The sequence below is a fragment of the Flavobacterium sp. I3-2 genome (assembly GCF_013389595.1).
In the GTDB taxonomy this organism is placed as follows: domain Bacteria; phylum Bacteroidota; class Bacteroidia; order Flavobacteriales; family Flavobacteriaceae; genus Flavobacterium.
The window spans coordinates 230,560-256,090 of record NZ_CP058306.1 but is presented as its reverse complement, the minus strand read 5'-3'; the positions used below and the strand labels follow the sequence as shown (position 1 = coordinate 256,090).

Here is a 25,531-nt window from a genome sequence, read left to right as displayed (position 1 = left end):
TCTGCTTTTTTATTTCTATGCTTATATTCCACAATACCGGAAATTTGCCAATACAATAATAAACAATAATAATTATGGATTTTCCTATGTTTCATCTTGATTGGCTCAACAATCGGATGCTTATTGCAGGAATTGCAACTCTTCATGTGATTATAAATCACGGTTTGGCAGTCGGTTTCATTCCATTAGTAACCTGGTTGGAACAAAAAGGTCTTAAACGAAGTGGAACAGATCAAATTACAGATTTAGAATGGGATGAAAAAGTGTATAAAATGATGAAAGTCGCTTTTATCATTACCACTACCATAGGAGCACTAACCGGAGTTGGAATATGGTTTTCGGCATCATTGATAAGTCCTACATCAATCGGAGCTTTAATACGCGTTTTTTATTGGGCTTGGTTTACAGAATGGACTGTATTTGTGACCGAAGTTATTCTGATAATGATTTATTTTCTTACTTGGAAAAACAGCAATAAGTCGCTTAGAGCAAAAATCCGTCATATTCGGTTTGGCTGGTTTTTAAGCTTGGCTTCCTGGATTACGATGGTTATTATTGTTGCTATTCTTGGTTTTATGATGGATCCTGGAAACTGGCATAGCAATCCGAACCTTATTAACGGTTTTACGAATCCACTTTATTTGCCACAATTGGCTTTCCGAACACCTATGGCAATGCTGATGGCAGGTATGTTTGGAATGCTTCTAATTACTGTATTTACTATGTATGGAACAGAAATACGTAAATATGCGGTAAAAGCAATTTCGAAATGGATCATTCTATGGGCTCCGTTTACACTTTTTGGAGCAATAGTTTATTACAAAGCTATACCAGAGGGTATGACCGCCAATATGAGTACAGCTGTAGGAACTATGGATTTTGCACAATATTATGATTTACTTAAATATTTCATCATTGGAGGAGTTAGTTTATCAGTTGTGATAGCTGTTGTTGGTTTATTCAAGGCAAGAGTAATACGTCCGTATATGCTTGTTGCTCCTGTACTTTTTGTCTTTGCCTTTTTAGGATTTTTTGAAAGAGTTCGGGAATTTGTCCGAAAGCCCTATGTAATTGGTCAGTACATGTATTCAAACCTTTTGCTTGAAGAAGATTATCCGGTGTACCAACAAGATGGTATTTTGAAATATGCTACCTATACCTCAGTTACTGAAATTACAGAAGACAACAAGCTCGAAGCTGGAAAAAATGTATTTATGATGGCATGTAGCCGCTGTCATACTGGACAAGGTGTAAATAGTGTTGTTGATGTATTTGAACGAATGTTGGGGACAAAAGATACGTTGAGTATCAATATGATGACAGCATATATGCCCAATATGCATACAGGACGAAATTACATGCCCCCATTCCCCGGGAATGAAGCAGAAGCAGAAGCTTTGGCAATTTACATCAGGCATCTACAGGATTCAGGCGAAGCCATAGAAGGTGCTCAAACCGAAGGTGTAATGATCAATTCAGACTATACGGTTAAGGCAGTAATTAACAAACAAAATAAAACAAACAATAATGAAGATGATAAATAGTTTATTGATTAGCTTACAGACAAACATACCAACACCTGTTCCTAAAGATATTCCTTTACCATTACCTCTACCCGAATGGCTTTTGATTATTATTTTGGTGATTTCTTTTTTGGCACATTTGGTTTTTGTCAACCTGATGCTTGGAGGAACATTACTCACACTTTGGTCACAAATAAAAGGATTGAAAGACAAGAAATACGACTTGTTGGCAAAAGAAATTGCAAGCACCATTACAGTAAACAAAAGTATTGCTGTTGTGCTTGGAGTAGCTCCTCTTTTAAGTATCAATGTGCTATATACCGTTTATTTTTATTCTGCAAATGCTTTGACAGGATTGGTCTGGATAGCTGTGATTCCGTTGGTTACCATTGCCTTTTTACTTACCTACCTACACAAATATACGTGGAAAGTTTTTGAGAATAATAAGGCGGTACATATCTCTATTTTAGGCATAGCAACGGTCATATTACTTTTTATTCCGTTTATTTTCCTAACAAACATCAACTTAATGATGTTTCCCGAAAAATGGGGTGCAGTTAAAGGTTTTTTAAGTGCTATGACCTTACCAAATGTTTTCCCAAGGTATTTTCATTTTCTTTTTGCTTCATTGGCAGTTACAGGGTTGTTTTTATTCTGGTATATGAGCCGTAAGAATTATGACTTCGAAAAATTACTTCCCGGATTCACAAGATATGATATTCAGAGAAAAGGATATTCTTTGGCTCTTATCGCTTCAATCTGCCAAATGCTTATCGGACCAGTAGTATTGCTTACACTTCCTACCAAGGGAATAGGCTGGAATTTAATCCTTGTAATATTTACAGGAGTTGCAATGGCACTTCCTGCGATGTGGATGATGTGGAAAGGATTACAGACTTCCAAAGAAAATATCGGAAAGAACTTTTATAAAGTAGTTATCCTGATGACAATTACGGTTGTTTTTATGGGTTCAGGAAGACAGATTTACAGAGCCAATGCACTGGAGCCACATCAAAAACTGGTTAAATTAAGAACGGAAGAATTTGAAAAAATAAAAAAAGAAGCTATTGTTAAAAGTAAGCAACAACAAGCCGCAGAAAATTCAGCAGATCTTTCCTTGGCTGATAAAGGAAAAAAAGTATTTAACCAGAATTGTGCCGCATGTCATAAAGACAAAGACCAGTTTATAGGACCTCCGGTAACGGAAATGGCTTCTATTTATAAAGATAATAAGCAGGATTTAATTAAATGGATTAAAGTACCGGGTAAAAAGCGTCCAAATGCTCCTCAAATGCCGGGATTTCCACAAATATCCGATGAAGACATGAATACTTTAACAGAATATATATTAACAATTAACGAATCGTAAACTATGGTAACATTTCTTGTAATAATAATGATTATATTATTTTTCACAGCAATAAAATACCTTATTGACATTAATATGTTGGCTTTAAGGATAAGCAAAAATAAAGAACTGAACCAACAGAAAAATGAATTAGAAGAAAATTATCAATTTATTAAAGGACTTTATTAGTTAAAAAGTACTACTGCTCCATAAGTTCTTAATCATTGGTATAAAAAAAGGAGTGTAATCGTCATTAAGCACTCCTTTTATAATTAAAAAACTGGCTATAAGTTAAGTTACTTTATGTCGTAAAAAGTAACTGTTGTATTACCATAAATTACATGTTAGCCGTCATTGCAGAGCGACACGAAAAAACAAAACGATAGACAGTTTAAAATGAAAAAAGTAATAATTATCGGCGCGACATCAGGAATTGGAAAAGGACTTGCCCAAAGATTGGCAGACGAAAACTATATTGTTGGAATTACAGGTAGACGAAAAGAATTGCTTAACGAATTGAAATCTCAAAAACCAAACCTATTTTACCCTAAAACTTTTGACATAACAGACACTAATAAAATAGTTGAAAATTTAGAAGATTTGACAAAGAAACTTGGTGGACTTGACTTACTAATAATAAGTTCGGGAACAGGCGACTTAAACGAAAAACTTGACTATGAAATTGAAAAGCGGACAATTGAAACGAATGTAACAGGTTTTACTTGCATTGCGAATTGGGCGTTCAATTATTTTGAAAATCAAAAGGCTGGACATTTAGTCGCAATCAGTTCAGTTGGCGGACTTCGTGGAAGTAGAATTGCACCTGCATACAATGCAACCAAAGCATATCAAATAAATTATTTAGAAGGACTTCGACAAAAAGCAACCAAATTAAAAACCCAAATCGTTGTAACAGATATTCGACCAGGATTTGTGGATACTGCAATGGCAAAAGGTGAAGGAAAATTTTGGGTTGCATCAGTAGATAAAGCAACGAGTCAAATTTTTGACGCAATAAAAAGGAAAAAGAAAATTGTTTACATAACCAAACGCTGGAAATTTATTGGAACAATTTTAAAACGAATACCGAGACAAATTTTTGACAGAATGTAAACCAAAAGAAAAGCAACGAACCGCCAACAGGCGGTTGGCAAAAAAGCGGGTTCAGTGCTTGAATAAAGTAATATGCTTTTTTACCAAGCACCAAGACGTTTGTTTTTTATTAGAAATGCTCTATACCAATAATGCTTGGAGTATTTCTTTTTATATTACTTAATCTCCTTATATAAAACATGTTGTTTCCCTAAAATACCTTCTATATATTTTTGAGTATCCACAAAACCTGCATTCAAATAAGTATTATACGCATTGATATTCATAACGTTTACAGATAATACTATTTCATTTATGTCAGGGTATTTTTTTCTCAATAAATCTGTAATTAACAATACGGCTTTCTTACCTAATCCTTTCCCCTGATAAATAGGATTTATAGAAAAAGACCGAAGTAAAATTGCATATTTGTTGTCCGTGAGTTTAGTTTTTGCAACTCCTCTATCAAGAATAAAAAACCCGATGGGTTCTTCATTATAGATTATAGTTATAACCGATTTTTGAGAATCCGAAAAGACCTTATCTTTTTTACATTGATCAATAGTTGAAGTGAATTTAGCATGTGCGAGAGGTAACTTATAATTTAAAGTTTTGTAGTGCTTTGCATTGTATGAAACTAATTTTAACATAAACAATTTATTATTCAAAGTTACCATTTATTCCGCAATCAGCTTATTTTTGCCTCAAAATCATAACTTATTTTAGCTTTTATTTATTTAATCAATCCATTTAATTATGTAATCAATCCAAAATTTGGCTATTAAAATTTAAAGAATGAATTTTGCACTATGAAAAAAAGTAGTTGTAAGTGTATTAACTACCTTTATCCTAAATTAAACTACTTCAGTGAAAAAATTTATAGTTATATTAGCACTGTTTATGTTCTTTAAACCAATACTTCCGATTGTGGAATATGTGGTCTTTTATGACTATATTAAAAATGAGCTTTGTGTAAATAGAGATAAACCCGAATTGGAATGTAACGGAAAATGTCATTTGAAAAAAGAATTGGCAAAAGCATCTGACACTTCTGAAAATAGTCAAGATAAAAAACACTTTTCGGTAGAAACAAGTATTGCATTCTATCAAGAAATACAAGAGAATCTTGGTTTCAAACCGCTCTTCTACCTACACAAATCAAAAATAACTTCAAATTATAACTTGTCTTATTATCATTTAGAGACAAATTCCATATTCAGACCTCCAATCGTTTAATTTTAAAATAGTGTTTTTATTAGGTATTGATTTCTTCAATATCTAAAACTGATTATGGTAAATATTCAGGAATGGACACTGATCATTATTTTATCAACATAGCATTACAATGATATAGTTTAGTAATTTCATATAATTCCTGTTGATACACAATAGTTTTTAATTAAACACTCATTACAAATGAAATTTTTTAATCTTTTGGTGATTGCAACATTGCTTGTAGTTACAACCGCTTGTACCCTTGATAAAACGGATTTTGAAGCTGAAATCAATCGGGATGTTACGGAATACTTTGAGTTTGAAGAAGCCGTATCGTTCAATACAAATGGCTATAAAATAAGTATTGAAGCTTTAAACGGAACTTTTTATAAAGGATATAATGAAATTCGTTTAACCATTACCAATATCCAAACCAATCAGGCTTTGAATAATTCGGATGTTACTTTTTTGCCGATACTTTCCAATACTGATAACAATAAAACTTCGTGTCCGCACAGGTATCATTTGGTTTATAATTCTGAAGAACAGTTTTATTCGGGATATGTAGTCTTTACAAGTATAAGCAACCCGATGGAAAACTGGGACTTGTATATCAGTTTTACAGACAATAATCAAATACATACGGTTAACCAGTTTGTTAATGTTGAGAATCAAACCAATATGAATCTGAATATGACTTCGTTTACAGGAAATGATTCAGAACAATATTTTATTGCATTGGTTGCTCCTCAAAAACCAAAGGTTGCCGAAAACGAACTGGTGGCAGGGATTTACAAATACAACCAACCTACTGAACCGGCAGGAGCTTTTCCCGACCCATCACAGTTTTCGTATTCCGAAGTACAAAATTACACCTTGCTTTTAGACCCGAGAATGCCTGAACCATCTATGGGAAACCATTCTTCACCTAACAATGTTGATTTGATTCAACAGGCAGACGGATTGTATTACGGAGTGGTTAATTATACAATGACGGGAAATTGGACTTTGAATTTTATGATGTTGAATCAAAACGGAGAGCTCATTAAAGGAACCGAAGTACCAACCGATTTTACACCGGGAATCGAAGGAGCAAAAAGCGAACTTCATATTAATATCTTATTCTGATGCTATGAGATATATTACAATTATAATGTGTTTTGTGGGAATATTTGCCAACGCTCAAAATATTGAGAATGATACACTGGCAACACAATTAGAAGAAATTAAAATAGATGTGGTTGTTAAAAAGAAAATCGAAACCGAAATGAAAATGGCAGTTACGATTGATGAGTATCTGGCTTCTTCTGACCAGATAAGTTTCATTAAGCGTGGAGCTTATGCGTGGGAACCATTGTTGAATAATATGAGTACGGAACGCTCAACCGTTACTATTGACGGAATGCACGTTTTCGGAGCTTGTACCGACAAAATGGATCCAATTACTTCGTATGTGGAAAGTAATAATCTCTCTACAATCGACATTAAATCAGGTCAGGAAGGTGGTATGCACGGTTCAACAGTTGCAGGAAGTATCGATTTGAAAAGAAAAAACACTTCATTCAGTGAAAAACAAGAATGGAAAGGTGCTTACCAGTCAGGTTTTGAGTTTAACAACAAGCAGTTTTTCAACCTCGGAAATATCTCTTTTGCCAGTAACAAGTTCGTGGCAGACGGAAGTATTTCGTATCGAAAAGCCGAAAATTATTCTGACGGAAATAACAACGAAGTCAATAACTCACAATTCAAGAAATTCAATAGTTCATTAGGATTGGCTTATAAAACAAGTGATTTATCTTCGTTACGAGTGGATGCTATTTTTGATATGGCAAAAGATGTGGGATATCCTGCACTTCCGATGGATTTATGGCTTTCAAGGGCTTTGATTACTTCGGTTGCTTATAAGCAACTATTTGAAGAAGGATTGGTACGGGTTTGGGATTCAAAAATCTATTTCAATGCGATTGAACATTATATGGATGATACCACCCGACCTGAAAATCTGGTTCATATGGATATGCCCGGTTGGAGTACCACCTACGGATTGGTTTCTAAAATCAACTTAAAGAAAGGCAATTATTCTTCTGAAGTACAACTGAATGCGTATGATAATTTATCAATTGCAGAAATGCGAATGTATCCGCAGGACAGAAGCGAAAGAACAATGTTTGCCTATAGTTGGCCTTGGGTTACTACCCAATATGCAGGACTTTCGGTAAATAATTCTTTAGAGGTTACAGAAAATAGTCAGGTAAATTTCGGAGGCTCTTTTGGTCTGAATTACAACCATTCCAAATATGTGGATTTCAACTGGATTTTTCATCCGGGAGCATCACAGGAAAAAACAAGATTTTTGCCAAGTTTGTATGCAGGTTACAATGTAAATGTCAAACAATTTAATTTTTCTGTCGGAGGCGGATATGGTCATCGTGCACCATCTGTTTCGGAAGGTTACGGATATTATATCTACAACAGTTTTGACCGTTACGATTACATCGGAAATCCTGATTTGAAAAATGAAATTTCGTATGAAATCAATGCAAGTGCAGGTTTCAAGAATGAGAAGTTTAGTCTTCAGGCAAAAGCCAATTATTTTCATATTGAGAACTACATTATCGGAAGAATTTTAAGTATGGGAAGCCCGATGAATTATCAGTCGGTTGGAGTCAAAGGTTATACTTCGTTAGACTATGCAACTTTGTTTAATTTTTCTCTTAATGCTAAATACGATATTATAGAACATCTGCATTGGAAAGGAACATTGACCTACGCTCGTGGTAAAGACAATAATGAAGGAAACCTTCCTTTTATCCGTCCATTAAGTTATCAGACTTCACTTCAGTATCACTACAAGGATTTCGGGTTTCAGACATCTGTAAACGGAGATTTAAAACAGATAAATTACAGTCCTGAATACGGAGAAGACAAAACACTTTCTTATACAGTTTGGAATCTGTCTGCTGATTATACTTTTTATATCAATAATTTCAGAACAACTATTCAGGTAGGGGCTGAAAACATATTGAATGAATACTACAGCACCTATGCTGATTGGGGAAATATTCTAAGAATGGGACGCAATATTTTTACGTCTTTAAAAATTAATTTTTAAACAAAAGAAAATGAAACAGTATATCAAATTATTAGGCTTATTAGCGATGTTTCTTATTGTTTCCTGTAAAGGAGAAACACAAAAAGAAGAAACGCAACCAACAGAAACAAAAGAAGTAGCCATTTTACCCGAAAATTTAACAGAAGTAAATTTTGAAATAGACGGAATGACCTGTGCATTAGGTTGTGCCAAAATGATAGAAAAGAAATTGTCTAATACAAAAGGAGTTGATTCTGCCAAAGTAGATTTTGAAACAAAGGTGGCTTACATTTCTTTCGACAAAACCCAAAAATCAAAAGAAGAACTAAAACAAACAATTGAAGTTTTATTGGACGGAAACACTTATAAAGCTTCTGAAATTAATAGCAATTAAAAAATGTTCAACATGAAAAACACATTAAAAATATCTGTTTTAATACTACTTTTTAGCAATACTTTATTTGCTCAACAATGGCAAATCCCTGGGACTATAGTAGCGGGAGGAAACGATTATGGAAGTGATGCAAATCAGCTTGCTCAATTGATGAGTGTTACCGTTGACAATCAGGGTAACGTTTTCGTTCCTGATTTAGGAAATAACAGGATTCAAAAATGGACACCCGGAGCAACTGAAGGGATTACAATAGCAGGCGGTATAGGAAACAGTGCTGCTGCTGATGGCTTATTTTTACCAACTTCAGTTTTAATTGACGAAAACAACACCTTATTTATTTCAGATGCAGGAAACAACAGAGTTCAAATGTGGCCAGAAGGAGCTACAGAAGGAATTACAGTTGCCGGAGGTAACGGAGTCGGATCTGGATTACACCAATTAAACTGGCAGGGAGGAATTTTCAAAAAAGGGAATGATTTATTTATTGTGGATTCTGGAAATTCGAGAATTCTGAAATGGACAATAGGAAATACAGAAGGTGTTATTGTTGCAGGAGGTAATGATTCTGGATCTAATTTAAACCAATTGGGAACCCCTACTCTTAATGGTGCAATATATGTAGATGATGAAGATAATATATATGTAACCGAATATAACAATGCGAGAGTAACTAAATGGGTACCCGGTGCAAGCGAAGGAATTGTAGTAGCAGGAGGATCAGCAGGCAATATGACTAATCCTAGTGGAATATGGGTATTAGATGATGGAAAAATTTTGGTTTCTGATTTCGCAAATTCAATGTGGGGAATTACTTTATGGGAAAACGGAGAGTTTTTAGGATACGTAATACCAATTGACTCTGAAGAACTTATACAACCAACAGGAATATTTTTGGATGCGAATCAGAATTTATATGTTGCCAATTATGGCCAGAACAGTGTGAAAAAAATTAATTTTTTAGACCCTACAGAACCTTGTGAAACTCCTGCTCCTACAGGGGAAATCCATCCTAATCTTCCTGAAGGTTCTACTCTTGCCGACATCGAAATTACAGGGGAAAACATAACGTGGTATGCAGATGAAGAATTAACACAACCTCTTGATATGGATACGGAATTAGAAAATATGGTAACATATTATGCTACACAAACCATTGATGACTGTGAAAGTGAAGAATATTTGGCTGTAATGGTTCACTTACAACCTTTGTCTGTAAATGATTTTGATTTATCTAACCTGAAAATTTATCCAAATCCTGTAAAAGATATTTTAAACATTTCTTCTGAACAAGAAATTTCAGGAATTGAAATCTTCAATTTATTAGGGCAGCAAGTATTGAATAAAAAAATCAATATGAAAAACACCTCTATTGATGCGTCTGAATTTCCACGAGGCAATTATATTCTAAATATAAAATCAGCAAGCAATCAGATAATAATGAAAATAGTAAAACAATAATTTTTTAATAACTAAATTTTTTAAACAATGAGAAATCTAAAAAGAAACCTTTTATTGGTAGCTGCTTCGGTAGCATTTGTATCATGTAGCAGTGATGATGACACGCCTGTTGCAAACAATGTAAAATTAGAATTTAAAAACACTTTTGGTGATACCGAAATTGTTTTGTCTGAAACCGAAAATACATCAGATGCAGGACAAGTTCATCGTTTTTCGGAATTGAAGTATGTAATCAGTAATATTCGTTTGGTAAAAGCCGATGGCACCGAAGTACCTTATAACGTAAATGATTTGGATAAAGGAGCTATGGTTATTGATCAATCAAAAACAGCTTCGTTAAATTACGTTATGAGTAATATTCCAACAGGAGAATATAAACAAATAAAATTCGGATTGGGGGTAAGAAGTGATTTGAATACTTTAGATCAGGTAAGGTTTCCGAACTTCTATGCTACAGCAGGAGCAAATGATACAGAAATGATGTGGGAATGGGGAACGGGATATCGCTTCACCAAAATCGAAGGTTTTTATGATACCGATAATAAAGAAATGTCTATCCATACGGGTAGTACGGTTGAAGGAACAAATGGCGATGAATCAACATATACACAAGGAGTTGATGCGTACAGAAACATTGTGTTAGACTTGCCTGTAAATGCTGTTGTAGGAAACAAAGCACCTAAAATCAATATCAAAGCAGATTTTGATAAATTATTAAGTGGTGCTTCTAATACCATTACACTTTCAACCGGAACAGGTATGGGAGACAATGCAACCCCTAATATTCATACAGCCCTTCAAATGGTAAAATTTGTTGATAATATAGGAGGAAACGGCACAACAGATAACAAAGGAATGTTCTCTGTTCTTAACGTAGAAAACTAATTCATACGTACAAGAGCCATCTGATTATGGACGGCTCTACCACATAAAAATAATTCATAGAAAATGAAAGTTTTTCTGAAAGTTTTACTTCTTTTATTTTTGTTTGCATCTTGTAGCAATGATGACTATGAACCAGTATTTTATGATAATCCCGAGTTGTCACTAAATATTCCTGGTGGTTTTCCGGAATTAAACAATTCGTTTTATACAAACAAACCAACAAAATATGGAGTAGAATTAGGAGAAAAACTATTTCACGAAAAACGCTTCAGTGCGGATAATACTATTTCGTGTGCCAGCTGCCACATTCAGTCAAGTGCTTTTGCAGATAATAATGCACAGGCAATCGGAATTGAAGGAAGAATTGGACTTCGTAATACACCTCCTATTCAAAATCTTGCATTTATGAGGTTTTATAACTGGGACGGAAGTAAATTGAGTTTAGAAAATCAACCGATTGTTCCGATTATCACTCACGAAGAAATGGATTCTTCCATTTTGGAAGTTATCGGAAAAATCCAAAACGATGCATCTTATAGGGAGCTTTTTCAGAAAACATTCGGTGATGAAAACATCACACCCGAACGAATTTACAGAAGCATTGCCCAATATGAATACACATTGATTTCAGTCAATAGTAAATACGATAAATTAAAACGAAATGAAGCAACATTTACCGAAAACGAAATACAAGGCTATCAGGTTTTTCAGCAAAAATGTGCCAGTTGTCACAGCACAGAACTCTTTTCCGATCAAACTTTTCGAAATATCGGCTTTCCTGTAAATCCAGATTCTAACGAAGCAGGACGGGCAAGAGTTACCGGAGATATGAACGATTATATGAGCTTTCGTGTACCGTCATTACGCAATGTCGAATACACCGCACCCTATGGAAGTTTCGGTCAGTTTGCAACTCTAAAAGATGTACTGGATTATTTCGATAACGGAGTTTTAAACGCAGATAACTTAGACCCAATTTTCAAAAATAATGGCAACAGAATACCACTTACCGAACAGGAAAAAGAACATCTTATTTCATTTATGAAAACATTGAGTGATCCAGATTTTACAGGTCATTAATATTAAAAGTCAGCTTCTGAAATTACAAAAGAATAAAAATCATTAACATTGGTATTATTTATACTATGAGAGTATTTATACAATAATATAGAGTAAAAATGAAAAAGATAACATTAATAAAGGGTGTATTTATCATACTCTTCTCCATAATAGGCAGAAACGCTATAGCACAGGAAAACCCCAAAATTCCAGTTGTAAATCCTCCGATAAATACAGAGCTATTGTTCAGTAACAGAGGTGTGGCTTTTCAAATGATTATTGATAAAAAAATTAACAGCATTCCTAAACTCGGTTTTTTTAGCGTAACCTCTTTGGTGGGAGAATGGGATAATGATCAAATCAACGATTACATGACACAAGCCAGCCTTACTTATGAAATCGTGAAAGGCTTAAAAGTTGCCGGTGGTTTCCACGTTACGCCTGTGAAAGGAATGAGACCAATAGCCGGGTTAATTTATTCAAAAGCCAATCCCACCTGGTTATTTGTGGCAAATTCCAGAATAGATTTTTCTAAAGACACCAATATAGAAGGAATGTTTTTAGTGGAATATAAACCGAAAATTAATGATAATTGGCGTTTTTATTCAAGAATTCAAGCTTTGTATGAATACAGCACCGTAATCGATATGCAAACCAGAAGCTATGTAATGGGGCGTGCTGGTTTAAGTTATAAAGAAATAACTTTTGGTGTGGGTACCAATATCGATTATTACGGTCCGGAAAAACATAATGAAAACAGCATCGGTGGCTTCCTGAGCTTCTTGTTATTCTAAAAGAAATAAATTTTACAAAGAATCAAAAATGAATAAGTATATAATTACAATCGCATTATCTCTTTTAAGCCTTTCCGTTGATGCACAAGATTTCAAGTCGGATAATGTTCGCTATCAAACAATTTCGTGGACAGACTTTTTTAGAAAGTTAGAGAACAATCCAAAATTGGTGTATTATGACATCAGGTCTGACGGCGAAAGAAACGATAATGGCAAGTCGCCACAATATAATCAAGGAAAAATAAAAGGAGCAATAGAAACCGATTTTGCCGATTTTGAAAAATACTATCCTGAATATTTAAAGCATAAAAATGATACCATCTACCTTTATTGCAGCCATAGCAAGAGATCAAGAGTGTTAGCCAAACAGCTTGCAGATAAGGGCTTCGAGAATGTAGTAAATATCAATGGCGGTTTATCGTATTTCAACACGCTTTCCGAAAAGGAAATGCCTTATAAGACTAAATATTACACCAATAATTTAAAATACAAACTTGTCACCCCCACGGATTTCATTAAAGCACTCCACAATGAAAAATACCAAATAATCGATATTAGACCGGATAGCTTATACTTAGGAATAGCCAAAGAGGAACGTAAAAATTCATTTGGAAACATCAAATCTGCTCTTCACATACCTTACGATAAATTAAAAGATAACTTAAAATTATTGGATAAAAACAAGAGTATTTATCTTTTCGATAATGAAGGAGAGCAAAGTCCGGTTGCAGCGAATTATTTAATTGAACAAGGCTACGATGTTAGTGTTTTACTTTTTGGGCTCAGCAATATAATTGGTTCCACGGCAAACAATGAAAGGGATTTTTTAAAAACGAAATATCAATTTATTCTGCCTAAAGAATTACTGAAAATGACCGACCAAACTAGCAATTCAGTTATTATAGACATTAGAAGTGAAGCTGAATTTAACGGCACAGACAAAGCTCTCTGGAAAAATATTGGGAAACTAAAAAATGCTATAAACATTCCATTTGCCACATTGAACGAGGAGAAAATAGCCCATTACCGAGGAAAAAAGATTATTATTTATGATATGATGATGAACGACGGCGAATTGTTCGTATACGCTAAACGATTGAAAGAATATGGTGTGAAAGATTTATACTTACTCTATGGTGGTATTTCCAACATTAAAGCGGGCATTTACGACTATCAAAATGTAAAATTGAAAGCTTTGCTTGATGAATGATAGTTTATGGAGAAACTAAACCACTCTGCACTATCAGTTTAGAGGTTTGTTTGACACGGAACTGAAACTTCCTCTATTTTGGCAACTGATTAAAAAATATACAATATTAAAAAAATCTGAAAATGGACATGCAAAGCACCTATCTATAAGTTTATCCTTTTGTGGTCTTCATTATGGTATTTGCATCTACAAATTTGATATTAATTGAATGGAAAAACTGTATAATGAAACATTAAATAGACTTGAAAAAGTAATAAATGAATTGGAAATTGAATGTGATGGCTCATTACATAGAATAGAAGAGATAATTCAGTTTATTATCCAATGTTTGTCTGATGTAAAAGAGCATGTTCTGGAAAGAGGTTTTAAAAATATTGAAGAAGAAATTCACTTTTTCAAGTATCAGAAACCTGTCATTGTAGCAAGGCTTATTTACTACAATGCAATCTATAAAATAGAGATGAAAAAGCCTAATGGAACAAAGGCAATTAGGAAGTATCTCAACGAAGAATTGAGAAAGCTCAAAAGATATTTTGATAACAATCTCGAATTTTATAAATATTACCGAACAAACAATTCATTTATTGATGAAAAGCTGTTTGTTCGCGGGAAACACAATATAAAATTAAGTTTAGATACGGTTTATTTTGAAACCGATCATAGATTTTCTACTTCTCACGACTTTAAAGCAGCAAAGATTATCGCCAACGATCTGATACAAGTCTATATTGAGGACCAACTGAATAACAACAATAATAAGAAATCATCCGGTAAATCCTCATTAAATTGGACAGAAAGCAAAACTGCCTTAACCGAATTGATTTACGCCCTGCATTCGCAAGGTGCATTTGGCAATGCAGATATAATAGTCATCGCCAAAACCTTTGAAAGTACATTTAATATTAGTTTAGGCGATTTCTATCATACATTTATGGAACTGAAAGCCCGAAAAATAAACCGTACCAAATTCCTTGACAGCCTTAAAGAAAGTCTGCTAAAAAAAATGGACGAAGAGGACGAAATATAATAGCATTCTTATAACACCCCTCGTGATATTTGAATACGATTAGTGAGTACAATACTTTCAGAAGCCTTTGGGGTTTCTTTCTGCTTTTCGGTTTGCTCCGCAGGTTCTTCTTTCGTTTCCGGAGTGATGGATAACTGTATCTTTCGTTCTACGGATGCAAGTTCCGTTTTGAGTTCACTCAATCGGTTTTCCTTAGACCACGTGCCGTTTACCACTTCCTGAAGAACAGGTAAATCTTTTTGGATTTCAGTAATTTTCTTTTGCTCCTGATCAATATAGCCAGGTAGTTTCTCCAGTGCATTAAGGAAGTTCATAACCGCCAGCTTCTCATCCTTAGCGATGACACCGTTGTTGTAGGTATATTTGATATTGCCCTCGCCCTGCACTAAAAAGCGGTTTACCCGTATATCCACGCTCTCTTTTTCGGATATTTCGGTTTTGACCAACAACATAAATCTGTACAATGTACCGATTTCTTCATACTGACCTCCGGTGCGGGCTTTGTCTGCAAGCTGGTTGAGCTTTGTACCAATTTGTTTTATATCTGCATTGGGCGGTAAGCCATCCAACAGCACAGGGTTCTCGATACTACCGTCAGAACGTTTTTGTATGCGTTGCTGCAAATTATCCCAGTCGAGGCTCATGCGATCAAAGCGCGATTTGGCTTTGTCGAGTTCTGTCGAATAGTCTTCCAGCTTATACTTGGCACTGAATTTAGAACGATTGAAAGCCTGCTTTTCGCTTTCCAATCCGGCAATCTGCTTTTCCAGTTTGGCTTTATCCAACAGGTCTGTATTTCCTGACAGGATAGCCACATATTCCGAAAAGTTCATACCTGATTTTTCGTCCATACTGCCCTCGTCAATAGTGCGTTTGCCGAGATTGTTATTTTTTAATTGGTCTATGAAAAGCTGTTTGTTGTATAGTAGGTTGAACTTGTAGCTATCCAGTGATTTTTCCACAGCATAGATAATCACATCTACTTTGTTCTCTGCAAAGAACTTGGCAATTTCATTGCCTTTACGAACAGCTCTGCCATCCCTTTGAGCAAGGTCGCTCGGTCGCCACGGTGTGTCCAGATGATGAACGGCAACGGCTCTTTTCTGTGCATTCACACCTGTACCCAACATACTGGTTGAACCGAACAGTACACGGATTTTGCCTTCGTTCATCCCTTTGATAAGCTCCTTACGTTGCTTATCATTTTTGGCTTCTTGTATAAAGCGGACTTCATGAGCCGGAATAACGTGGTCTTCCACAAGCTTGCGTTTGATTTCTGAGTACACATTCCATTCGCCTGGCTTGTAGGTTCCCAAATCGGAAAAAACGAACTGCGTTCCTTTCTGTGCATTATATTGGTTGTAATATTTAGCAATGTTGGCTGCACAATGCGAAGCTTTATTGTCGGGGTGGTCATCATACGTACCGCTTACCATACGCATATCCAAAGACATCTTGCGGGCATAGTCGGTAGCGATGAGCATCTTTGCCTTTTCTTCTGACGGAGATAATGGTGATCTTCCCAATAAAGAGGCATTTCCGGATTTGGCAAATTCCATCAGTTTTTGGATAAAATCTTCCTGGTCGGGAGTAGGCGGTATGTTATACAGTACCTCGTTCTTTTCGGGACGGTCAATGCCTATATCTTTTGCTGTCCGGTAATCCGTGATTTCAGAATAGAATTGTGCCAACTCTGGTACTTTGATAAAATAGCGGAAACGTTCTTTTGCAACAATATTGTTGGCAACCGAAAATTCATAATCGGTCGTTTTCCTTGCGTAAATAGCAGCCCAGGCATCAAAGGAATGAATGCCCTGTTTTTCCATTGCTCTTGGTCTGAGGTATTTGAATAGTAAGTACAGTTCGGTTAACGAATTACTGATGGTAGTTCCCGAAAGAAACGTTGCTCCCATATCTGCATTGGTGCGTTCCTGAATGGTACGAATGGCAAATAGTAGGTTGATTGCCTTTTGGCTACCATCCACATTACCCAATCCTGCAACTCTTGAATGCCTTGTGTTGAACATCAGGTTTTTGAATTGGTGGCTTTCATCAACGAACAAATGGTCAATGCCCATCATCTTAAAATCCACCACATCATCTTTACGATTTTCAATATCGTGTTGCAGGGTTTTGAGTTTTACTTCGAGATTTTCTTTCCGTTTGATTACTCCGGCAAGCATCCCTCTGGTAACTTCCTTGCCTTGCGATTGCAGGGCATCAAGGTTACGCTCTACGCTGTCTAATTCTATTTGGAGTATTTCTTTTTGAATTTCGGGCGATTGCGGTATCATTCCGAATTGGTCGTGTGTCAGTATCACACAATCCCAATCGTTGTTTTTAATGTCGCCAAAAATCCTCAGGCGTTTTTGGGGCGTAAAATCTTCTTTGCCCGGAAATAGGATTTTAGCGTGTGGGTAAGCAGTGCGGTACGCTTCGGCAATTTCGTGAACATTGCTTTTCAGACCAATAATCATCGGTTTATGGGCTAAGCACAAACGCTTCATTTCCTGTGCAGCAGTACACATAACCAACGTTTTTCCTGCACCTACTTCGTGGTCGCAGATAGCACCGTTGTTCAGCTTTATCATCCAAACGGTGTCCTTTTGGCTGGAATACAAATCTTCAATTCCGAGTGCTTTGCGGTCTAAACCGGGAAAGCTCTGGTGAGTTCCGTCGTAATTCGGACGGACAAAGCAGTTAAACGTGTCGTTGTATTTGTCGGTAAGTCTTGTCTTAAATTCATCATTTTGGGCATGAAGCCAGTCTGTAAAGGCGGTTCGGATTGCATCAATCTTGGTATTCGCCATTTGTATGGCTTCCATATCCCGCACTTTGACCTCTTGGTCGCCAACCGTAATTTTTTTGGTAATGTCCGGCGTAGTATTGACGAGGGCGTGTTTGAGCAGAGCAATCCCGTCAAACGTTCGGCTTTCGGCTTTAACAGCGTATTTTTCCCATATATGCAAATTCTTACGGTCGCACTTTACTGAAAAGTCATCGGAGCTTTCAGAGTAATGAACGAGAACGTCTGTATCAAAAAGATGTGAAGCAAAGCGGGCATAAATGCCAGTGGGTATCCAGCGTTCACCTAAATTAAAATCGAGTTCCTCAAACTCAATTCGTCTTGGTCGGGCTTCTTCCAAAACGGTAAGGCTTGTTTTGGCTTCGGTATCATTGGGATTGTTTTCAATGTAGTTCTGTACCTCTTGGACTTTCTCTACTACGTTTCCTGCAATCCAGCGTTCGGATATTTCATATTCTTTTTGCAGAGGATTGTAATAGATACGACCGTGTAAGGCTTCTTTCAAAGCATCATCGGTCATACCGCTGATTTCGGACATATAGTCCAAATCCACGCTTCCATATTTGTTCAGCGAAGCCGCTAACGCTTCTTCGGGATTGTCCGTTGCTATTATTGAGGTGGAGAAACTTACCGGACGGATGAATATATCCGCTTTGTGTATCACGCCACCAACGACACGCTCCAGATAAGGTATTTCCTTACCGGAACTATCCGTTTTGATGAGCTTGATATTATCAGCACTATTGAGGTTGCTGTAACGTTTGGTAAAGGCATCGTAGAGACGGTTCAGAGTATCCCGTTCTTCCTTGTATTCTGTCTGAAACTTTGCCTCTTTATTGTAAAGGTCTTGGTAAACATCACGTACAGCAATGTACGCTTCGGCTCTTGCTTTTTGTAAGGTCGGTAACTGCAAAGGATGGAAAACTGCCGTACCGTGTGATGTATCTACATCTTGCAGATGACCGACCCAACCATTATCCACAACAAGGCAATCATTACGGTGGTACGATTGCAGTTCGCCACTATAAGGAGCAGGTTCAGGAATGGTGTCGGGAATGGCTGGTTGAGCAGCTTGGCCATTCCCGTTTATTTGTGAAAACAGGTCGCCGATAACTTCCTGTTTTTTGCCATTAGTAGATATATTTCCATTGGTGGCTCTATTAGTAACAGGGGCCGTATAAGGTTGCTGCATCGCACTACTGAACAGGTCAGGTTGGCGACCTATTGCACGGCTGCTTTTGTTGGTGCTTTGCCTTTTAACTTGCATCATTCTTTTGGGCGGAGAAACAACCATTACAGGTTCGTTCGCATTTTCAAACAAGTCGAAAATGCTTAGTTGCTTTGATTCCTGCGGACTTTCCCGATTGATTATAGGAAAAGATAAAGATTGTATTTCCGGTTGAATGGTTACAGGTTCGATAACCCGAGGTGTAACCGTTGGTTTAATCGGAATTTGTATAACAGGCTCATCGTTCCGTTCGCCTTTGTATAAATTCAAATTCAGATGCTCGCCAAAATCTTCTGAAAGCATTTGTTTGAGGTCTTTAGCAATTCCCTCAATACCGTCTTTGTGTGTATAAATAAGTGCAGGTTGCCCGTAAGGGTCGGTGTCTAATTTACGGTCGGTATGCAAAATCCTTGTGCTGTCCTGAAAGAGCGCATTGCCCGGAGTATTGTATTCAGTTTGCTTGCTTTGACAAAACAGTTCTTCCGTTTCGGTCAAGTTTTGTTTAGCCGTATTCTTTTGCAGGATAATCAAATCACTTCCGACTTCTGTACCTGCATATTCTGTAAACAGGTTGTTGGGCAAGCGGACAACCGAAACCAAATTATTATCGTGCATCAATGCCCTGCGTATCGGTTCGTTCTTTGGGCTGTTGAGAATGCCCTGCGAGGTAATGTAAGCCAATAAACCGCCCTCACGTAGCATATCAGTACCTTTCAGGAAAAAGTAATTGTGTATGCTTCGGGCTGCTTGTACTTTTGCACCGTCTTTGCTTCGGGAGTAGGAAAGGTCGAATACCGAAGTATCTCCGAAAGGGATATTGCTTGCGATTACATCATAATTGTTTTGTTCTTTTTCGGGAATTTCCTCAAAGCCACTCACACGGATATTGCTTTCGGGATAAAGCTGTTTTAAAATTTTGCCTGTCAGCAGATCCTTTTCATAAGCGGTAACACTTTTTTGGTTTTCTGAAAAAGATTGTACGAATGAGCCGATACCTGCGGAGGGTTCGAGGAATTTATCAATATTCACACCGCTTTCACGCAAGGTTGCGGAAATCGCATCTATGACCTGTGGTGGTGTATAAAAAGCCGTCAGTACGGAGCTTTTCATACTGTCCACGTACCTGCGGTATTGCTTTTCGTCTTCTGAATTTCCTTTGAGTAGTTGGTGGAGTTCCTGCGTAATCGGGAAAAGGTCGTGTTCTGTTTTTCTCCAATGATTGATGTCTATTTCGTTCGCTATGGGGTTCAACACGAATTTAAGGCCCCCAAATCCGCTGTATTGCATCATTAGCAGTCTTTCGCCTACGGTGGCTTGTCGTTTCTCCTTTTCCAGTTTAAAAGCAATTCGTAGGGCATCAATATTCAGTTGGAGATGTTGCTTCTTACTGAAGCCCATTTTCCTGTATCCATATTGCGATGGTTCCTGCTATTTCGGTATAGAGTAAATCAAACTCATATCCGTATGCGAAATCATCGGTTAGTTCATAGCCGGAGAAAACAGGCTCGCAAACAGGAAACATTTTAAGAGCAAACGGTCTCAATTCCTCATCTGCCATTATGGTATCAAACTCATTGCATACCACCTGAAAAACGGTATCGAATTTGGAGAAATGCAAACCCTCAAAAAGTATGTAATTGGCTATTTCGTTGCATTGCTCAATAGTATTTCCCGAACGAAAAGCACCCTCGTAGGCATTGGTAGCCCATGAGGAACGTTGCTCTATAAATTTTTGGTCGTTTGCTTTTTCGGGAAAGCTGGCATTTAATAATTCTTGCAGTCGTAACCTGAAATACGATAGGTCTTTTTGCTGTGTATCCATACATTATTGTTTTAGAATTTTACTTGAAACCTAAAATTACAGCAGTAGATGAGCGCCTTTGAAGATGTGGCAGGGTTTGGCTTTGAGAGGTAGAATTTGGCTTATTAAATCAAAATACAAGAGGAATAAATTTGTAATTTTACGACAATAAGAAAACAGCTATAAGATGAAATCATTTAAACTTATCGGACTTAAGCTACCAGGAAAAACGAAAAACGAAAACGGACAATCAGGGAAGGATTGCGGCAGATTATGGGAAAAATTTGAAGTTGAGAAAATTACAGAGCAGATTCCGAATAAAATTTCAGATGAGGTGTATGCCGTGTATTTTGATTACGAAAGCGATGCAGATGGCTTGTTTTCTTATTTCATCGGTTGTAAGGTGGAAGACGAGACCAACGTACCTCAAAATTTAGATGAATTGATCATTCCAGAACAAACCTATCATAAGGAAACCGCCAAAGGTCAAATGACTGGCTGCGTTACGGAAGTTTGGGAGAAGATATGGAGTTCAGACCTTAAGCGAAAATATGGTTTTGACTTTGAGGTTTATGGTGAAAAGAGCCATAACTGGGAAAATGCAGAGGTTGATATTTACCTCTCCGTAGTTAAACAATCTAATGAAATTTTAGCATCCGGCAATGAATAATCCAGAACTCAAGGAAATAATCGATAGACAAATCGCAATAATCAATCAGGAAAACTGGTTAGACGTTAACTTTGACAATAGGATCTGCAACCTGTCAGATGACGCTGCTTTTCAAAAACCGCTGCCTGAGATCCACAGCGTAGCGGAGCTTGTTTCTCATTTGACTGTTTGGAAAGAAGAAAACATAAAGAAATTAAACGGCAATCCGGCAACACTGACCTATGAAAGCCCCGAAAACTGGAAGCCAAATTCTCTGTTGAAAGAAGTTGGCTGGAAAGCGGTCAGAGAAGATTTTTATAGAATTTCTGCCGAACTGATAGAATTTCTGGAAGATCAGAACGATGCGTTTCTAAACCAATACTGCCAAAACAGCAAGTTCACCAACAGAACGATTCTTGAAGGATTGATTCAACACGACGTTTATCATTTAGGGCAGATCGGAATAACTTTAAAGCTGATCAAACCGACTTGTCAATAATATCTTTATGGTTAATCTCACGTTTGATTATTTAAAATTTGAATCATTCTACTAACCTCATATCCATTCTCGAAAAGGCAAACCATTTTTTACCCACATCTTTGAGTGATGCTCCAATATAGTTAAGTTCCATCTCGTCAATGATTAAAAAACGGCAATAGGCACCGGATAGCATATGATCGTTCGCTTTTCGGGAAAGCTTACGTTTAATAATAATTGTGCATCCATACTATAATTTTGTTTAGATTTAAAATTACAGCAGTTGATAAGAGCCTTTAAAAATGTGGCAGGGTATGGCTTTGAAAGGCAGTATTTGACGTAATTATAAACACACGTACCCTCTAACGACTAGAGAGAAATTTTTACTAAATAAAAGTAACAATGAAACATATCGTAATTCGGACAATAGGTTTTATTTGCATATTTAAACAATAAAAGCTAAATTTGCCTCAGAATGAAACATTTAGACAATATATTACGCCTTCCTTTTTTCAGCAATTATTATGAAATAATATCTGCTCGGAAAGGCTGTGTCTATTTCAAAATGAATCAATAAAGTAAACGATTTTAATAACATAACCTAAAAGCCCGAGCATAAGCTCGGGCTTTTTTATTTTCAAAAAAATGGAAACGATTAAAAAACTAAAAGAAAACGTAGAAATCATTCTTCCCGAAAATGGATTAGAAGAAAAATTAGAACAAGCAAGAAAAGAAAACCGAAAACTGATTATCAAGCTGGGGTTTGACCCGACTGCCCCCGATTTGCATTTGGGACACGCAGTTGTATTGAAAAAGCTGAAACAATTTCAGGATTTGGGGCACCAAATTGTGATCTTAGTCGGTAGTTTCACTGCACGAATTGGAGATCCTACAGGCAAAAATAAAAGCAGAAAACCATTATCTGTAGAAGAAGTACAACACAATGCCCAAACTTACCTCAATCAGTTATCACAGATCATTGATGTGGATAAAGCAAATATTGTTTTCAATTCTGATTGGTTAGATCAACTTTCATTTTCTGATGTCATCCAGATTTTGTCAAAAGTTACGGTCGCCCAACTGATGCACCGAAACGACTTCAACAAGCGTTTTGCAGAAAACACACCAATAGCAATGCATGAATTACTTTACCCTATTTTACAAGGTTTTGATTCGGTAAAAATCAAGGCAGATATTGAAATGGGTGGAACTGACCAACTTTTCAACTGTACAATGGGAAGACAATTACAGGAAACTTTTGAAATGAACCCTCAAATTGTAATGTGTATGCCCTTACTCAAAGGACTGGACGGAAAGGAAAAAATGAGTAAATCGCTTAATAATATTATCGGATTAACAGACGAACCCAACGAAATGTTTGGAAAAACAATGTCTGTTCCAGACAGTTTGATTAATGAGTTTTTGGATTTGGCAACTGATTTTTCAATCAAAGAAAAACACGCTCTCCAAGAAAGATTAACAAACGGAGAAAACCCGATGAATATCAAAAAAATCATTGCTAAAAACATCATTACCCAATACCATAGTGCTAATGAATCACAACACGCAGAAGATTTTTTTACCAATCAATTTCAAAACAAAAACTTTGAAGAAAAAGTATTTGTTCCTGTTTCCATTCAATCATTACAATCGGAAAACGGAAGTACTACTTTGGTAGATTTGTGTGTACAATTGAAAAGCGAACAGACAAAATCGGCTATAAGAAGATTGATTGAAAGTGGAGCCGTACAAATCAACAACGAAAAAATGACAGAACCATACACAAATATTGAACTAAAAGCAACAACTAAAATTAAAATTGGTAAAAGGAATTTCTACGAATTGCACTAAGTCAATTTTTTCCCTTATAATTTGGTTTAAACTTGTATGCACAATTTTTCAGCACTGCCGTCAATAACTTATTGGAACACTAGATAAGCACCTGCGAAGAAGTGGCAGAGTTCGGCTTTGAGAGGCGATATTTCGTTTTCCGTCGTCAAATATTCGGTCTAGTTTTGTGTGCGGAATAAGAGATGACACTAAAACAATGTTTTGCACCTAAAAGATACTTTTTATAAATTTGTTTCTTACCAAAGATTAAGATATATATTACAATGAAGCTATAAGTAACTGTCTAAATGGATGAAACAGAATTTTATCTTCACTTACAGTCAAGTGAGGCAAATTCTTATTATTAACTTTTAAACTTATTTCAAATGATACAGTTACAAATGATTAACAAAGCTAAATCAATAGCTCAACAAGACGGAAATGTTTCCGCAGTTTTAATGTATGGTTCGTTTACTAAAAATGAAGGCGACCAATATTCTGACATCGAATTTTATATCTTTCTAAAAAGCAAAGAAAATTTTTCTGCCGAAAAATGGGTAAATCAGATTTATCCGACAGCGTTATATTTTACAAATGAACATGGCAGTGAAGTTGCAATTTTTGAGAACCTGATTAGAGGCGAATTTCATTTTTTAACAGTAAACGAGATTGACGTAATAAAATCTTGGGAGGGTTTTGTAGCGTTCAGTGATTTTGACCAAATGAACTTAATTGACAAGGACGGTTTTTTGACTGAAACACTTAATCAAATTGAAATAAAATTGCCTAACAGAATTACAAATGAGAATATCTTATTTTTAAGTCAATCACTAATAAACGTATTATTGACAACAAACAATTTGATTAAAAGACAGGAATACGCTCACGCTTCATACAGTCTGTCAACTGTACAAAAGTATTTACTTTGGTTAATCCGAATAGCAACAAATCAACCCCATCATTGGGAAAGTCCGACAAAAAGTTTAGAGAAGGATATTGATAAAGATTGGTATTCAGAGTTTAGATTGACAACATCTGATTTGGACACTGACAATTTAAATACAGCTTTTCAAAATTCATTAAGCTTATCAAAAAAGCTGTTTGATGAATTAAGTATTACAACAGACTTAAAACGATTGCTAGATAGAATTGGTTAGAATCGAATTTTCAGCATAAAAAGCCTTTCAGCAATTTTTGAAAGACTTTATTTTTGATTTTGTCAGATATAAAAAACTTACCCAAAAAGAATAAAGAATAGAACAACTGAAAAAGTGAATATTTGTTTAGAACACTGAAGCTTTCAGTTAAAAAAAGACACACCACGGAAGTATCGGTTCCTCAGAATGCCACGTCAAAAAAAATAACGACACCAAGAGAAAACTCCTAAGTTTTAGAACTATTACACAATATAAATAAATTTTTAGTTTTATCTATTCAACAATTGTAGCATCCTGCCAACCTCAATATCCATTCTCGAAAAGGCAAACCATTTTTTACCTAAATCTTTGAGTGATGCACCTATATGGTAGAGTTCTGTATTATCAATAATCAGGAACCGGTCGTGTTCTTTTTCGGGAAAGCTGGTGCTCAATAGCTCTTACAGTCGTAACCAGAAATACGACATGGCAGGGTTTGGCGTAAGG

General features: G+C 36.1%; 20 protein-coding genes and 2 pseudogenes. 17 read left to right on the top strand and 5 right to left on the bottom strand.

Annotated elements, in window-relative coordinates; genetic code table 11:
- The first annotated feature begins 164 nt into the window (after nt 1–164).
- The 3 genes from HW119_RS01160 to HW119_RS01150 all read left to right on the top strand — a co-directional run bounded on the left by HW119_RS01160 (nt 165) and on the right by HW119_RS01150 (nt 3,984).
- Nucleotides 165–1,544 carry a c-type cytochrome gene (locus tag HW119_RS01160; RefSeq protein ID WP_255497945.1) on the top strand — a complete coding sequence of 460 codons (1,380 nt, stop codon included), beginning with the start codon at nt 165–167 and terminating at the stop codon, nt 1,542–1,544.
- A complete protein-coding gene (locus HW119_RS01155) occupies nt 1,528–2,892 on the top strand; it encodes a c-type cytochrome (protein WP_236901575.1) in 1,365 nt (454 codons plus the stop codon). Before HW119_RS01160 ends, HW119_RS01155 begins: the two co-directional genes overlap by 17 nt.
- Before the next feature lie 375 nt (nt 2,893–3,267).
- Nucleotides 3,268–3,984 (top strand): SDR family NAD(P)-dependent oxidoreductase, encoded by a 717-nt coding sequence (locus HW119_RS01150; protein ID WP_159156481.1) that lies wholly within the window; start codon nt 3,268–3,270, stop codon nt 3,982–3,984.
- Nucleotides 3,985–4,139: 155 nt separating this feature from the next.
- Here HW119_RS01150 and HW119_RS01145 read toward each other — a convergent pair whose 3' ends face one another.
- Nucleotides 4,140–4,613 (bottom strand): GNAT family N-acetyltransferase, encoded by a 474-nt coding sequence (locus HW119_RS01145; protein ID WP_159156482.1) that lies wholly within the window; start codon nt 4,611–4,613, stop codon nt 4,140–4,142.
- A gap of 250 nt (nt 4,614–4,863) precedes the next feature.
- Between HW119_RS01145 and HW119_RS01140 the strand changes: the two genes are divergently transcribed.
- The 10 genes from HW119_RS01140 (at nt 4,864) to HW119_RS01095 (ending at nt 15,096) form a co-directional block, all read left to right on the top strand.
- Nucleotides 4,864–5,199, top strand: coding sequence for a hypothetical protein (locus HW119_RS01140; RefSeq protein ID WP_159156844.1), 336 nt, complete (start codon nt 4,864–4,866; stop codon nt 5,197–5,199).
- Between the two features lie 180 nt (nt 5,200–5,379).
- Nucleotides 5,380–6,306: a hypothetical protein gene (locus tag HW119_RS01135; RefSeq protein ID WP_177760900.1), complete on the top strand. Its 927-nt coding sequence runs from the start codon at nt 5,380–5,382 to the stop codon at nt 6,304–6,306.
- Nucleotides 6,307–6,310: 4 nt separating this feature from the next.
- Entirely contained in the window at nt 6,311–8,290 is a 1,980-nt protein-coding gene (locus tag HW119_RS01130) for a TonB-dependent receptor plug domain-containing protein (protein ID WP_177760899.1), read from the top strand.
- 10 nt (nt 8,291–8,300) lie between these two features.
- Nucleotides 8,301–8,663, top strand: coding sequence for a heavy-metal-associated domain-containing protein (locus tag HW119_RS01125; RefSeq protein ID WP_159156485.1), 363 nt, complete (start codon nt 8,301–8,303; stop codon nt 8,661–8,663).
- Nucleotides 8,664–8,675: 12 nt separating this feature from the next.
- On the top strand, nt 8,676–10,121 hold the full coding sequence (locus HW119_RS01120; RefSeq protein ID WP_159156486.1) for a T9SS type A sorting domain-containing protein: 1,446 nt from the start codon (nt 8,676–8,678) through the stop codon (nt 10,119–10,121).
- Nucleotides 10,122–10,148: 27 nt separating this feature from the next.
- On the top strand, nt 10,149–11,006 hold the full coding sequence (locus HW119_RS01115) for an MbnP family protein (RefSeq protein WP_159156487.1): 858 nt from the start codon (nt 10,149–10,151) through the stop codon (nt 11,004–11,006).
- 63 nt (nt 11,007–11,069) lie between these two features.
- Nucleotides 11,070–12,086, top strand: coding sequence for a cytochrome-c peroxidase (locus tag HW119_RS01110; RefSeq protein ID WP_159156488.1), 1,017 nt, complete (start codon nt 11,070–11,072; stop codon nt 12,084–12,086).
- 98 nt (nt 12,087–12,184) lie between these two features.
- Entirely contained in the window at nt 12,185–12,859 is a 675-nt protein-coding gene (locus HW119_RS01105; protein WP_159156489.1) for a hypothetical protein, read from the top strand.
- Nucleotides 12,860–12,887: 28 nt separating this feature from the next.
- Nucleotides 12,888–14,069, top strand: coding sequence for a rhodanese-like domain-containing protein (locus HW119_RS01100; protein WP_159156490.1), 1,182 nt, complete (start codon nt 12,888–12,890; stop codon nt 14,067–14,069).
- A gap of 208 nt (nt 14,070–14,277) precedes the next feature.
- A complete protein-coding gene (locus HW119_RS01095; RefSeq protein ID WP_159156491.1) occupies nt 14,278–15,096 on the top strand; it encodes an RteC domain-containing protein in 819 nt (272 codons plus the stop codon).
- Between the two features lie 8 nt (nt 15,097–15,104).
- Here HW119_RS01095 and HW119_RS01090 read toward each other — a convergent pair whose 3' ends face one another.
- Complete coding sequence (locus tag HW119_RS01090; RefSeq protein WP_177760898.1) at nt 15,105–20,528, bottom strand: N-6 DNA methylase; 5,424 nt, start codon at nt 20,526–20,528, stop codon at nt 15,105–15,107.
- Nucleotides 20,515–20,952, bottom strand: coding sequence for a DUF1896 domain-containing protein (locus HW119_RS01085; protein WP_159156493.1), 438 nt, complete (start codon nt 20,950–20,952; stop codon nt 20,515–20,517). Before HW119_RS01085 ends, HW119_RS01090 begins: the two co-directional genes overlap by 14 nt.
- Before the next feature lie 166 nt (nt 20,953–21,118).
- On the opposite strand from HW119_RS01085, the gene HW119_RS01080 reads away from it, so the two are divergent.
- A complete protein-coding gene (locus HW119_RS01080) occupies nt 21,119–21,601 on the top strand; it encodes a GyrI-like domain-containing protein (protein ID WP_159156494.1) in 483 nt (160 codons plus the stop codon).
- Nucleotides 21,594–22,079, top strand: a complete 486-nt coding sequence (locus HW119_RS01075) for a DinB family protein (RefSeq protein WP_159156495.1) — start codon at nt 21,594–21,596, stop codon at nt 22,077–22,079. Before HW119_RS01080 ends, HW119_RS01075 begins: the two co-directional genes overlap by 8 nt.
- 17 nt (nt 22,080–22,096) lie before the next feature.
- Here HW119_RS01075 and HW119_RS16885 read toward each other — a convergent pair.
- Nucleotides 22,097–22,242, bottom strand: a pseudogene (locus tag HW119_RS16885) (ORF6N domain-containing protein); the annotation flags it as partial.
- Between the two features lie 461 nt (nt 22,243–22,703).
- Between HW119_RS16885 and tyrS the strand changes: the two are divergent.
- Nucleotides 22,704–23,909, top strand: a complete 1,206-nt coding sequence (tyrS, locus tag HW119_RS01070; protein ID WP_159156496.1) for a tyrosine--tRNA ligase — start codon at nt 22,704–22,706, stop codon at nt 23,907–23,909.
- A gap of 365 nt (nt 23,910–24,274) precedes the next feature.
- Nucleotides 24,275–25,045, top strand: coding sequence for an aminoglycoside 6-adenylyltransferase (locus tag HW119_RS01065; protein ID WP_236901577.1), 771 nt, complete (start codon nt 24,275–24,277; stop codon nt 25,043–25,045).
- Nucleotides 25,046–25,314: 269 nt separating this feature from the next.
- Here the strand turns inward: HW119_RS01065 and HW119_RS16675 are convergent.
- Nucleotides 25,315–25,452, bottom strand: a pseudogene (locus HW119_RS16675) (ORF6N domain-containing protein); the annotation flags it as partial.
- Between the last annotated feature and the right edge of the window lie 79 nt (nt 25,453–25,531).

What these genes read in the sequence shown, in the direction of transcription:
- HW119_RS01155 (WP_236901575.1), top strand. Translation starts at nt 1,528, where the DNA reads ATGAAGATGATAAATAGTTTATTGATTAGCTTACAGACAAACATACCA.
- HW119_RS01085 (WP_159156493.1), bottom strand. Translation starts at nt 20,952, where the DNA reads ATGGATACACAGCAAAAAGACCTATCGTATTTCAGGTTACGACTGCAA.
- HW119_RS01125 (WP_159156485.1), top strand. Translation starts at nt 8,301, where the DNA reads ATGAAACAGTATATCAAATTATTAGGCTTATTAGCGATGTTTCTTATT.
- HW119_RS01130 (WP_177760899.1), top strand. Translation starts at nt 6,311, where the DNA reads ATGAGATATATTACAATTATAATGTGTTTTGTGGGAATATTTGCCAAC.
- HW119_RS01120 (WP_159156486.1), top strand. Translation starts at nt 8,676, where the DNA reads ATGAAAAACACATTAAAAATATCTGTTTTAATACTACTTTTTAGCAAT.
- tyrS (WP_159156496.1), top strand. Translation starts at nt 22,704, where the DNA reads ATGGAAACGATTAAAAAACTAAAAGAAAACGTAGAAATCATTCTTCCC.
- HW119_RS01145 (WP_159156482.1), bottom strand. Translation starts at nt 4,613, where the DNA reads ATGTTAAAATTAGTTTCATACAATGCAAAGCACTACAAAACTTTAAAT.
- HW119_RS01100 (WP_159156490.1), top strand. Translation starts at nt 12,888, where the DNA reads ATGAATAAGTATATAATTACAATCGCATTATCTCTTTTAAGCCTTTCC.
- HW119_RS01140 (WP_159156844.1), top strand. Translation starts at nt 4,864, where the DNA reads ATGTTCTTTAAACCAATACTTCCGATTGTGGAATATGTGGTCTTTTAT.
- HW119_RS01065 (WP_236901577.1), top strand. Translation starts at nt 24,275, where the DNA reads ATGATACAGTTACAAATGATTAACAAAGCTAAATCAATAGCTCAACAA.
- HW119_RS01090 (WP_177760898.1), bottom strand. Translation starts at nt 20,528, where the DNA reads ATGGGCTTCAGTAAGAAGCAACATCTCCAACTGAATATTGATGCCCTA.
- HW119_RS01095 (WP_159156491.1), top strand. Translation starts at nt 14,278, where the DNA reads ATGGAAAAACTGTATAATGAAACATTAAATAGACTTGAAAAAGTAATA.
- HW119_RS01105 (WP_159156489.1), top strand. Translation starts at nt 12,185, where the DNA reads ATGAAAAAGATAACATTAATAAAGGGTGTATTTATCATACTCTTCTCC.
- HW119_RS01075 (WP_159156495.1), top strand. Translation starts at nt 21,594, where the DNA reads ATGAATAATCCAGAACTCAAGGAAATAATCGATAGACAAATCGCAATA.
- HW119_RS01110 (WP_159156488.1), top strand. Translation starts at nt 11,070, where the DNA reads ATGAAAGTTTTTCTGAAAGTTTTACTTCTTTTATTTTTGTTTGCATCT.
- HW119_RS01150 (WP_159156481.1), top strand. Translation starts at nt 3,268, where the DNA reads ATGAAAAAAGTAATAATTATCGGCGCGACATCAGGAATTGGAAAAGGA.
- HW119_RS01115 (WP_159156487.1), top strand. Translation starts at nt 10,149, where the DNA reads ATGAGAAATCTAAAAAGAAACCTTTTATTGGTAGCTGCTTCGGTAGCA.
- HW119_RS01080 (WP_159156494.1), top strand. Translation starts at nt 21,119, where the DNA reads ATGAAATCATTTAAACTTATCGGACTTAAGCTACCAGGAAAAACGAAA.
- HW119_RS01135 (WP_177760900.1), top strand. Translation starts at nt 5,380, where the DNA reads ATGAAATTTTTTAATCTTTTGGTGATTGCAACATTGCTTGTAGTTACA.